Annotated in this window: 2 protein-coding genes; both read right to left on the reverse strand. The window is 63.6% G+C overall.

Annotation, left to right across the window (positions count from 1 at the left end):
- Positions 1 to 2,309 (reverse strand): tandem-95 repeat protein (locus VNN55_01030; GenBank protein HWO56129.1); only part of this gene is annotated, 2,309 nt, incomplete at its 3' end.
- Between the two features lie 67 nt (positions 2,310 to 2,376).
- Complete coding sequence (locus VNN55_01035) at positions 2,377 to 13,257, reverse strand: Ig-like domain-containing protein (GenBank protein HWO56130.1); 10,881 nt, start codon at positions 13,255 to 13,257, stop codon at positions 2,377 to 2,379.
- Positions 13,258 to 13,284: the final 27 nt, after the last annotated feature.

Genomic DNA, 13,284 nt, shown 5'->3' on the forward strand with positions numbered 1-13,284 from the left:
GCGATGAAGGTGACGCTGTAGACCCCCGCCTGCGTGAAGTCGGGATCGAAACCGAACACGCCGGTGCCGTCACCATTGTCGACCAGGGCGGCATTGGTCGGGAGATTCAGGGCGCTCAGGGTGATCGGGTTGTTATCCGCATCGGTGGCCGACAGGCCGAGGGTGAGATTGACACCCTCATTGACCGTCTGCGCGCCGATGGCGGCCAGCACCGGACGCTGGTTGCCACCCTCGTTGACGGTGATGGTGACGTTTTCGGAATCGGCGGCGACGCCGTCGGAGGCGATGAAGAGCACCGCATACACGCCGCTCTGGGTGAAATTCGGCGAGAAGGTGAAGGCGCCGGTGCCGTTGCCGTTGTCGACGAAGGACGCGTTGGCCGGCAGGTTCTGCGCGCTCAAGACCGGGATGGCGCCGTCGCCGTCGGTGGCGCTGACGGCGATGTTGAGGACCGCGCCCTCGTTGACCAGTTGCGCGCCGATCGGAGCCAGGACCGGGGGCTGATTGATATCATTGACGGTGATCGCGACCAGTTCCGAATCGGCCAAGGCGCCGTCGGAGGCGATGAATCGGACGTTATAGACTCCGGCCTGGGCAAAACCCGGACTGAATACGAAGGCGCCGGTGCCGTTGCCATTGTCGGTGAAGGCGGCATTCAGCGGCAGATTCTCGGCGACCAGCGTTGGGGTGGTCGCATCCGGATCGGTGGCCGAGACCGGCAGATTCAGCGCCGCGCCCTCATTCACCGATTGCGGGCCGATGGCGGCCAGGACCGGGGCGCGATTAACGTTGTTAACGGTGATCGCGACCAGTTCGCTGTCGGCCAGCGCGCCATCCGAGGCGATGAAACGCACGTTGAAGACTCCGGCCTGTGTAAAGTCGGGCGCGAAGTTGAACGTGCCGGTGCCGTTGCCGTTGTCGACGAACGTGGCGTTAAGCGGCAGATTCTCGGCTGTAAGCGACGGGACGGTGGCATCCGGGTCGCTGGCGGAGACGCCGAAGTTGAGCACCAGTCCCTCATCCACATTGCGCGGGCCGATGGCCGCCAGGACCGGGGCGCGGTTGACATCGTTGACGGTAATCGCGACCGATTCGCTGTCGGCGAGCACGCCATCGGAGGCGATGAAGAGCACGTTGTAGACGCCCGCCTGGGTGAAGTCGGGCGCGAAATTGAACGTGCCGGTGCCGTTGCCGTTGTTCGTGAACGTGGCATTCAGCGGCAGATTCTCCGCCAAAAGCGCCGGCGTCGTGCCATCAGCGTCCGTGGCCGACACGCCGAAATTGAGCGCCAGCCCCTCATTGACGTTGCGCGGACCGATGGCGGCCAGCACCGGGGCGGCGTTGCCGGTGTAGGTGAACGCGCCGGCCAGGGTCGACGACAGCCCGGAGGCGGTGTTGGTCACCGCGACATCGACCACGCCGGCGGCGTAGCTCGGAGCATTGCAGGTGATCGTAAACGGACTGACGACCGTGACGTTGGTCGCGGGCACGCCGCCGAAGGTGACGCCGACGCCGGCGATGTCGAAGTTTGTGCCGGTGAGCGTGACCAGCGGGTTGCCGACTCCGGAGCCGGTGTTGGGGTTGACCACGGTCAACGTCGGGCCGGTGATATTGGACGCCAAAACCGACACCTCAACCGAGTGCGCCGAGAAGATGTTGCCGGCGGTCTGCCCGATGATGATGTAGGTGTAGTCGGTCGCGCCGTCGGAGGTCGCATCGACGAAGAACGAGTCGGCGACGCCGATGTTGGCGAGGTTGCCGGACGGATCATCGAGTCGGCGGAAGACGCCGTTGTTGGCGGTGGCGCGACGATACACGTGGTAGGTCACGCCGGTGGCCTTGTTCCAAGTCAGGTTGACGCGGGAGGCCGAGACGGCGCGGGCGACGAGCCCGGTGGGACGGGCGGGGACGGCCGCGGCCGCAAGCGTGACGTCCTCCTGGTGGAAGGAGTTGTTCGGAATCGTCTTTTCGAGGCGGAAGTACTGCCCGTTGGCAATGTTGACAAAGATGAAATCGTAGGGATTGCCGGCCACTTCGGTTGAGTAGTTCTGGAAGTCATCGAACCAGAACGTGCCGTCGTAACCGGCGCCGGTGCTGGACTCGATGCGAATTTCCTCGTCGGTGTTGTCGAGGAATCCGACCCAGAGGAGCTGCCCGACGGCGGGATTGGTCAGATTGGCATTCTGCACATTCCCGAAGATGCTCCCCTGAGCAACGGCGAGATCCGGCATGGCCAGCACGACACAGAGGGTCATGATGGCGGCAATCCCGCGCGCGGTCCATCGAGTCGGTGTCTTGGCCAATGTCATCCTCACAGTCGAGCCTCCAAATTCGGATTGCCCCATCATCTTGGGTCGGACGTTTCTGCCACTTCCCTTATGGCGCGGGGAAGACCCCGTTTGCCCGAGCGTTTGCCTGGTAGACCCGCCCCGCCCGGACCGGGAAATTCGGACCGAATCCGAGGTAGAAGCGGGACTCATAACTTTGCGACGTCGGAATAAACCGGTTGAGCGTGTTCAGAACTCCGGGAATGGCGTCGATAATGTCCTGCGCCACGCCGTAATCGAGTTCGCGCTCAAACGGGATTCCGATGAATTCAAAATCGGTCGTCGATGTCGTGACGATGTTGTACGAGATCGTGCCCGAATCGGGGACGCGTCCGGCGATGCTCCACACGGCGGGCGCCTTGGCGTTGACCTGGTAGATGCCGCCGGGCACCACCGGGAAGTTGGTGCCGAATCCGGCCGCGAACCGGGCCTCGTAGCTTTGCGAGGCCGCGATGAAGCGGTTGACCGTGTTGACGTTGGCCACGCCGATCGACTGGATCAGGTCGGAGGCGGTGTTGATGCCGGTGTTGGCAAACGGCATCATCACAAACGAGAAGTCGGTCGTGCTGGTGGTGTAGATCTGATAGTCGTACTCGCCGACGCGGTTTGAATGGGCCGAGCGTCCGCCGCCGGCATCGACCGCCTGCAGGCAGTAGAAGTAGTTGGTGCCGGTGTCGCCAACGACATCGGCGCCGCCGATGTTGTTGTCGGTGAATGAGACCGCCGCGGGCGCGGCCACGCCGATCGACTCGGCGGGCGTGGGCGCAAAGTAGGCGAGGGTGCCGCGGTAGACGACATAGCGCGCCAGCGTGGTCGGCGATCCCGACGTGTCGGCAGTGACCGGACTCCAGGAGAGCTGAATTGCATTGCCGGAGACAGTGGCCATGAGATCGGTGATGCGCGCGGGCCGGGAAACGACCGTCACCAACGTGGTGTCAGGGGCCGAGGCCAGTTGCGCGTCATCGACGATCAGCCGGAAGGCATAAGCGCCGCCGATGGCGGGTGTGAAGCTCGCCAGCGCGCTGGTCGAATCGGCAACGGTCACGGCCGGTCCGGCAATCTGGCGCCAGTGGTAACCGAGCGAGTCGCCGTCCGGATCGGAGGAGGCCGAACCGTTCAACGTCACCGCGAACCCGATGGCGACCGGGCCCTGATCGGGGCCGGCGTTGGCCAGCGGCTGACGGTTGTTTTCGGTCACGGTGATCTGGACGACTTCGCTGTCGGCCAGCACGCCATCGGAAGCAACGAAGGTCACGTTGTAGACGCCGGACTGTGTGAAGTCGGGCGTGAAGTCGAAGGTCCCGGAGCCGTTGCCGTGGTCAACGAAGGTCGCGTTGGCCGGAACGCCCACTGCCGCAAGCGACGGAATGGTCGCGTCGATGTCGCCGGCGGTGACAACGAAGTTCAGGTTGGCCGCCTCGGCGACCGCCTTCGGGCCAATCGCCGCCAGCACCGGGGGCGCGTTGACGTCATTGACGGTGATGGCGACAACCTCGGTGTCGGCCAATGCGCCATCGGAGGCGATGACACGGACGTTGTAGACACCGGCCTGCGTGAAATCGGGGTTGAAAGTCAGACTGCCGGAGCCGTTGCCGTTGTCGGCAAAGGTCGCGTTGGCCGGCAGATTCTCGGCGGCCAGCGCCGGTACGGTGCCGTCCGGATCGGTGGCGCTGACCGGCACAGTCAGGCCGGCATTCTCATTGACCGACTGCGGACCGATCGCATTTAAGACCGGCGCCAGGTTCACGTTGTTGACTGTGATGGCGACAAGCTCGGTGTCGGCCAACACGCCATCGGAGGCGATGAAGCGCACGTTGTAGACGCCCGCTTGCGAGAAAGTCGGGTTGAACACGAAGGCGCCGGTGCCGTTGGCTTTGTCGGTGAATACGGCATTCGCCGGGACGTTTTCGGCGGCCAGCGTCGGGATAGTGCCATCGAAGTCGGTGGCGCTGACGCCGACGTTGAGGGTGGCGCCCTCGTTGACCGACTGCGGACCGATCGCGGCCAGCACCGGGGCCAGGTTCACCTGGTTGACCGTGATCGCGACGATCTCCGTGTCGGCCAGCGCGCCATCGGAGGCGATGAAGCGCACGTTGTAGACGCCCGCCTGCGTGAAATCCGGACTGAACACGAACGCGCCGGTTCCGTTGCCGTTGTCGGTGAAAGTCGCATGCAACGGAAGGTTTTCGGCAATCAGCACCGGAGTCTGCGCATCGGGGTCGGTGGCGGAGACGCTGACATTGAGCGTGGCGCCTTCGTTGACCGAGCGCGGCCCGATCGCGGCCAGCACCGGTGCGCGGTTGACGTTGTTGACGGTGATCGCAACGATCTCGGTGTCGGCCAGGGCGCCGTCGGTGGCAACAAAGCGGACGTTGTAGACACCCGACTGCGTGAAGGTCGGCGTCCAGTCGAAGGAGCCGGTCCCGTTGCCGTTGTCATCGAAGCTCGCGCCGGGCGGCAGATTCTGCGCGAAGAGCACCGGCGTGGTGGCGTCGGGATCGCTCGCCGAGATGTTGAAGTTCAGATTCTGGTTTTCATCGACGCTGCGCGGGCCGATGGCCGCCAGGACCGGACGCTGGTTGCCGGCGGAAGTAACTGTGACCGCGACAACTTCGGTGTCGGCCAGGGCGCCATCGGTGGCGATGAAACGCACGTTGTAAACGCCGGCCTGGGTGAAGTCGGGATTGAAAACGAAGGACCCGCTGCCGTCGCCATTGTCCGTGAAAGTGGCATTGGCCGGAGCGTTCTCGGCCAGCAGCGCCGGGATGGTCGCATCGGGATCAGTCGCGCTGACACCGAAGGTGAGGTTCTGCCCCTCGGTCACGCTCTGCGCGCCGATCGGAGCCAGGACCGGACGTTGATTGCCGGCGTCGTTGACGGTGATGGCGACGATTTCGGTGTCGGCGAGGGCGCCATCGGCGGCAATGAAGCGAACGTTGTAAACGCCCGCCTGCGTGAAGTCGGGGCTGAAGTCAAATGTGCCGGTGCCGTTGCCAAGGTCAGTGAACGTCGCGTTCAGCGGTAGATTCTCGGCGGCAAGCGTCGGGATGGTCTGATCAGGATCGCCGGCCGAGACACTGAAGTTGAGATTCAGTCCTTCGGTCACGGAATGCGGACCGATCGCCGCCAGGATCGGCGCCTGATTGCCGGCGTCGTTGACGGTGATCGCGACGATTTCGCTGTCTGCCAGAAGGCCGTCGGAGGCGATGAAGGTGACATTGTAGACGCCGGCCTGAACAAAGCTCGGATTGAAGTCGAATGTGCCGGTGCCATTGCCATTGTCCACAAACGTGGCATTGACCGGAATATTCACGGCGGCCAGAATCGGCGTGAAGCCATCCGGATCGCTGGCGGAGATGGCGACGTTCAGGTTTTGTCCCTCGGTCACGGATCGCGGACCGATGGCGGCCAGCGTCGGCGGGAGGTTGGTGCCGGTCACGGTGATCGCGACCACCTCCGAATCGGCCAGCGCGCCGTCGGAGGCGATGAAGGTGACATTGTAAACACCCGCCTGCGTGAAGTCGGGGTTGAAATTGAAGATGCCGGTGCCGTCGAGATTGTCGACGAATGTCGCGTTCAGCGGAAGATTCACGGCTACCAGCGTCGGCGTGGTCAGATCGGGATCGGTCGCCGACACGTTGACATTCAAATTGGCGCCTTCGGCGACCGTCTGGGCACCGATCGCCGCCAGGACCGGCGCGCGGTTGGTGTTATTGACCGTGATCGCGACGACCTCGGTATCAGCCAACACGCCATCGGAGGCGATGAAGGTGACGTTGTAGACGCCGGCCTGGGTGAAGTCAGGATCGAAGTTGAACGTGCCCGTGCCGTTCAAATTGTCGACGAATGACGCGTTCAGCGGCAGATTCTCGGCCGACAGCGAGGGCGTTGTCAGATCGGGGTCGGAGGCCGATACACTGAAGTTGAGATTGGCGCCTTCGGCGACCGAGCGCGCGCCGATGGAAGCCAAGACCGGCGGGAGGTTGACGTCATTGACCGTGATCGCGACGATTTCGGTGTCGGCCAACGCGCCATCGGAAGCGATGAATGTGACGTTGTAGACCCCGGACTGCGTGAAGTCGGGCGCGAAGCTGAAGGCGCCAGTGCCATTGAGGTTGTCAGCGAACGACGCGTTGAGCGGGAGATTCTCCGCGGTCAAGACCGGCGTGGTCGCATCGGGATCGGTCGCCGAGACGCCGAGATTGAGAATCGCGCCTTCGTTGACTGACTGCGGGCCGATGGCGGCCAGGACCGGCGGGAGATTGGTTTCGTTGACGGTGATCGCAACGATTTCCGTATCCGCCAACGCGCCATCGGAGGCGATGAACCTGACGTTGTAGACACCCGCCTGGGTGAAGTCGGGCGAGAAGGCGAAGGCGCCAGTGCCGTTGAGATTGTCGACGAACGACGCGTTCAGCGGCAGGTTTTCGGCCGTCAGGACCGGCGTGGTGGCATCGGGATCCGTCGCCGACACGTTGAAATTCAGGGTTGCCCCTTCGGCCACCGACCGCGGACCAATCGTCGCCAGTACCGGCGACAAATTGACCTGGTTGACCGTGATGGCCACCAGCTCGGTGTCGGACAGCAGGCCATCGGTGGCGATGAAGCGGACATTGTAGACACCCGCCTGGGTGAAATCGGGACTGAAGTTGAAGGTCCCGGTGCCATTGCCATTGTCGGTGAAGGTGGCATTGGCGGGGGCATTCTCGGCCAGCAGCGACGGCGTGACACCGTCCGGGTCGGAGGCGCTCACGCTGAAGCTCAGGTTCTGCCCCTCATCGACCGCGCGGGCGCCGATCGGATCGAGCGCGGGCGCAAGGTTTGTGCCCGTGACGGTGATCGCGACCACTTCGCTGTCGGCGAGGACGCCATCGGAGGCAATGAAGGTGACGTTGTAGACGCCGGCCTGGCTGAAATCCGGGCTGAAGTTGAAAGTCCCGGTGCCATCGCCGTTGTCGATGAAGGACGCGTTCGTCGGCACATTGACGGCATTCAGCGCCGGGACCGTGCCATCCGGGTCGGTCGCCGACGCCGCGAAGTTCAGGTTTCCGCCTTCGGCCACCGTCTGCGGCCCGATGGCGGCGAGAACCGGAGCGCGATTGACATCGTTGACCGTGATCGCGACCAGTTCGGTATCGGCCAAAGCGCCGTCCGAAGCGACGAAGCGCACGTTGTAGACGCCGGCTTGCGTGAAGTCGGGCGTGAAAACGAACGAGCCGGAGCCATTGCCGTTGTCGGTGAAGACGGCATTGAGCGGCAGATTCCCGGCGGACAGGGTCGGGATGGTCGCATCCGGATCGGTGGCCGAGATCAGCAGATTCAGGGTCTGCCCCTCATCGACCGACTGCGCCCCGATCGCCGCCAGCGTCGGCGCGAGATTGACCTGGTTGACCGTGATCGCGACCAACTCGGTATCGGCCAGCGATCCATCCGAAGCGATGAAGCGGACGTTGTAGACGCCGGATTGGGTGAAGTCCGGATTGAATGACAGCGCGCCGGCGCCATTGCCGTTGTCGGTGAAGATGGCATTGAGCGGGAGATTCTCCGCGGTGAGGCTCGGAATCGAGCCATCGGGATCGGTGGCCGACACCGGGACATTGAGCGACTGACCCTCATTGACCGATTGTGGTCCGATGGCGGCCAGCGCAGGCGGACGATTGAATTCGGTCACCGTGATGGTCACCAGTTCCGAGTCGGCCAGCAAGCCATCGGAGGCGATGAAGCGCACGTTGTAGACACCCGCCTGGGTGAAATCGGGTGTGAAGTTGAAGGCGGCGGTGCCATCGCCGTTGTCGGTGTAGGTCGCGCCGAGCGGTAGGTTCTCAGCGGTCATGACCGGGAATCCACCGTCCGGATCGCTCGCTGTCACCGTGAAGCTGAGAAGCGCGCCTTCCGCCACACTGCGGGGACCGATCGTCGCCAACACCGGAGCCTGGTTGACATCGTTGACCGTGATCGCCACGATCTCGGTGTCCGCGAGGGCGCCATCCGAAGCGAGGAAGCGGACGTTATAGACACCCGCCTGCGTAAAATCGGGCGTGAAGTTGAAGCTCGCGGTGCCGTTGCCGTTGTCGGTGTAAGTTGCGCCGGTCGGCAGGTTTTCGGCGGTGAGCGCCGGAATTGTCCCATCGGGGTCGGCCGCCGAAGTCGCAAACGACAACAGCGCCCCCTCGCTGACCGTCTGCGGACCGATGGCGGACAGCGCCGGGGCGCGATTGACGTTGTTGACCGTGATTGCCACCACTTCGGAGTCGGCGAGCGCGCCATCGGAGGCGATGAAACGCACATTGTACACGCCGGCCTGGGTGTAATCCGGCGTCCAGACGAACGACGCACTCCCGTTGCCGTTGTCGGTGTAAGTTGCGCCGGTCGGCAGATTCTCGGCGATCAGCGTCGGAGTGGTGCCATCGGGGTCGGTCGCCGTGGTCGCAAAACTCAACAGCGCGTTTTCGTCAACCGACTGCGGGCCGATGGCGGCAAGGATGGGCGCCTCGTTGACGTTGCCCACGGTGATGGCGACGACTTCGGAATCGGCCAACACGCCATCGGAGGCAATAAAGATGACGTTATAGACGCCCGCTTGTCCAAAAGCGGGATTGAAGACGAAGGAACCGGTGCCGTTGCCGTTGTCGGTGTATGTCGCGTTGGCCGGCACATTGGCCGCGCTCATCACGGGAGTGGTGCCATCGACATCGGTCGCCGATGTGGCGAAACTGAGGTTGCCGCCCTCGGGGACAGACTTCGGGCCGATCGCCGCCAGCACCGGGCGCTGGTTGCCGGCCTCGAGGACATCGATGCGGACCAACTCGTTGTCGATGTCGCCGGGCGGATCCTGCGCGGCGAAGGTGACGAAGTACGTTCCGGCCTGAGTGAACGTCGGCGTCCAGGTGAATGAACCCGCGCCGTTGCCGGAATCGACAAAGACCGCGCCGGTGGGCAGGATGCTGGTAAACAGCGTCAGGGTCGCGAATTCAGGATCGGTGGCCGAAACACGGAACGCGAGCGTGTTCCCTTCCGTGACCGAGCGGGCGCCAATCGCGGCGAGCACCGGCGGCTGATTGCCGGCTTCGTTGACGGTGATCGCGACAATCTCGGTATCGGCCAGTGCCCCATCGGAAGCGATGAAGGTGACGTTGTAGACGCCGGCCTGAATGAAATTCGGGCTGAACGAGAAAGCGCCGGTGCCGTCGCCATTATCGACGAAAGAGGCATTGGCCGGGACATTTCCGGCGGTCAGTGCCGGGATCTGCGCATCGGGATCGGTTGCCGAGACGGAAACGTTTAAGACCTGGCCTTCGGTCACCGAGCGCGGACCGATGGCGGCCAGCACGGGCGCGAGATTGACGTGATTGACCGTGACGGCAACGATCTCGGTGTCCGCCAGCGCGCCGTCGGTGGCGATGAAGCGAACATTGTAGACACCCGACTGCGTGAAATCGGGCGTGAAGACAAAGGCGCCAGTGCCGTTGCCGTTGTCGGTGAAGGCGGCATTGAGCGGCAGGCTTTCGGCCGCCAGCGTCGGGGTGGTCGCGTCGGGATCGGTGGCGGAGACCGGCAGATTCAGCGTCTGGCCTTCGTTCACCGACTGCGGGCCGATGGCATTCAACACCGGGCGCAGGTTGACGTTGTTGACCGTGATCGCGACGATTTCGGTGTCCGCCAGCGCGCCATCGGAGGCAATAAAGCGCGCGTTGTAGACGCCCGCCTGTGTGTAGTCGGGCGTGAATGTGAAGGTCGCCGTGCCATTGCCGTTGTCGGTGTAGACCGCGCCGACAGGAGCATTTTCGACGGTCAGCGCCGGCGTCGTGCCGTCGGGATCGGCGGCCGAGGTGCCAAACGAGAGCAGCATCCCCTCATCGACCGACTTGGGTCCGATGGCCGAGAGCACCGGGGCCAGATTGACGTTGTTGACGGTCACCGCGACCAGTTCGCTGTCGGCCAGCGCGCCGTCGTTGGCGATGAAGCGGATGTTGTAGACGCCCGCCTGCGTGAATGTCGGGTTAAAGGCAAACGAGCCGGTGCCGTTGCCATTGTCGGTAAACGTGGCGTTGAGCGGCAGATTCTCGGCGGCCAGCGACGGGGTTGTGCCATCGGCATCGGTAGCGGAAACGGCCACATTCAGCGACTGCCCCTCGTTGACCGATTGCGGACCGATCGCAGCCAGCGCCGGCGCGAGATTGACATGATTGACCGTAATCGCGACGAGCTCCGTGTCGGCCAGTGCGCCATCGGAGGCGATGAAACGGACGTTATAGACGCCCGCCTGCGTGAAATCCGGATTGAACACAAACGAGCCGGTGCCGTTGGCGTTGTCGGTGAACGACGCATTCAACGGCAGGTTCTCGGCGACCAGCGTGGGAATCGTCGCATCCGGATCGGTGGCCGAAATCGGAAGATTGAGCGCCTGTCCCTCATTCACCGACTGCGGACCGATGGCGGCCAGGACCGGCGCCTGATTGACGTTGTTGACGGTGATCGCAACGATTTCGGAGTCGGCCAATGCGCCGTCGGAGGCGATAAACGTCACGTTGTAGACACCCGCCTGGGTGAAGTCGGGACTGAAGACGAACGACCCGGTGCCATTGCCGTTGTCGATAAAGGTTGCATTCACGGGGATGTTCTCAGCCAGCAGCGCCGGAACGGTCGCATCCGGATCGCTCGCCGAGACCGCAAGATTCAGCGTCTGTCCCTCGTTGACGGATTGCGGAGCGACGGCGGACAGCGCCGGGGCGCGATTGACGTTGTTGACCGTGATCGCCACCACCTCGCTGTCGGCGAGGAGGCCGTCGCTGGCGATGAAGGTCACATTGTAGACGCCGGACTGGGTGAAATCGGGTGTCCAGGCAAACGAGCCGGTGCCGTCGCCATTATCGGTGTAGCTGGCGCCGGTGGGCAATCCCGTGGCGCTCATCGCCGGGGTTGTGCCGTCCGGATCGACCGCGGAGACGGCAAACGCCAGAAGCGTATTCTCATTCACCGACTGCGGGCCGATCGCGGCCAGGACCGGGGCCTGATTGACGTTGTTGACCGTGATTGCGACGATCTCGGTGTCGGCCAGTGAACCATCGGAGGCGATGAAGCGAACGTTGTAGACACCGGCCTGCGTGAAGTCGGGACTGAAGACGAATGCGCCGGTGCCGTTGGCGTTGTCGGTAAAGCTTGCATTCAGCGGCAGGTTTTCGGCGGTCAGCACCGGAATCGTCGCATCCGGATCGGTGGCCGAAACCGGCAGATTGAGCGCCTGTCCCTCATTCACCGACTGCGGGCCAACCGCAGCCAGGACCGGGGCCTGATTGACGTTGTTGACCGTGACCGCAACGACTTCGGTGTCGGCCAGCGCGCCGTCGGAGGCGATGAAGCGAACGTTGTAGACCCCAGCCTGCGTGTAGTCCGGGTTGAACACAAATGAGCCGGTGCCGTTGGCGTTGTCGGTAAACGACGCATTCAACGGCAGGTTCTCGGCGGTCAGCACCGGAATCGTCGCATCGGGATCGGTGGCCGAGACGGGCAGATTCAGCGCCTGTCCCTCATTCACCGACTGCGGACCGATGGCAGACAGGACCGGGGCCTGATTGACGTTGTTGACCGTGATGGCCACGATCTCAGTGTCGGCCAGCGCGCCATCGGAGGCGATGAAGCGAACGTTGTAGACACCGGCCTGACTGTAGTCGGGACTGAAGACGAAAGAGCCGGTGCCGTTGGCATTGTCGGTAAACGACGCATTCGGCGGCAGATTCTCAGCGACGAGCGTAGGAATCGTCGCATCGGGATCGGTGGCCGAGACGGGCAGATTGAGCGCCTGTCCCTCATTCACCGACTGCGGACCGATGGCGGCCAGAACCGGCGGCAGGTTGACATTGTTGACAGTGACCGCCACCGCCTCGCTGTCCGCAAGCGATCCATCCGAGGCGATGAATGTGATGCTGTAGACCCCCGCCTGAGTGTAATCGGGCGTCCAGTTGAAGGTCGCGGTGCCATCGCCGTTGTCGGTATAGACGGCGCCGGTGGGCAGGCCGACCGCGGTCAGCGCCAGCGGATCGGAATCGGGATCGGAAGCCGAAGCTCCGAACGTCAGCACCGCGTTTTCATTGACCGACTGCGGACCGATGGCGGCGAGGACCGGCGCACGATTCACGTTGTTGACCGTGATCGCGACAATCTCGGTATCGGCCAATGCACCATCGGAGGCGATGAAACGAACGTTATAGACGCCCGCCTGCGTGAAATCCGGATTGAACACAAACGAGCCGGTGCCGTTGGCGTTGTCGGTGAAGGACGCATTCAACGGCAGGTTCTCGGCGGTCAGTGCCGGGATCGTGCCGTCGATATCGGTGGCCGAGACACCGATACTCAGGTTGGCGTTCTCGTTGACCGACTGCGGACCGATGGCGGCCAGGACCGGCGGCTGGTTGACGTCGTTGATGGTGATCGCGACTACTTCCGAATCGGCCGCGGCGCCGTCACTGGCAATGAAGGTGACGTTGTACACCCCCGCCTGCGTGTAGTCGGGTGTCCAGGCGAACGCGGCGGTGCCGTTACCGTTGTCGGTGTACGATGCCCCGACCGGCAGGTTCACCGCCGACAGAGTGAGCGGCTCGGCATCCGGATCGGATGCGGAGGTGTTAAAGGCCAGGAGGGCATTCTCGCTTCCGGTCTGCGGGCCGATGGCCGAGAGCAGGGGCGGGCGGTTGACATTGTTGACCGTGATTGCAACGATCTCCGAATCGGCCAGCCCGCCATCCGAGGCAATGAAAGTCACATTGTAGACGCCCGCCTGACTGAAGTCGGGTGTCCAACTGAATGACGCCGTCCCGTTGCCGTTGTCGGTGTAGACCGCGCCGGTCGGCAACCCTACCGCCGTCATGGTCAGCGGCTCCGCATCGGGGTCAGTCGCCGATGTCCCGAACGCGAGCAGCGCATTCTCACTCACCGACTGCGGACCGATGGCGGCCAGAAC

This window comes from bacterium, assembly GCA_035559435.1.
Taxonomy (GTDB): domain Bacteria; phylum Zixibacteria; class MSB-5A5; order WJJR01; family WJJR01; genus JACQFV01.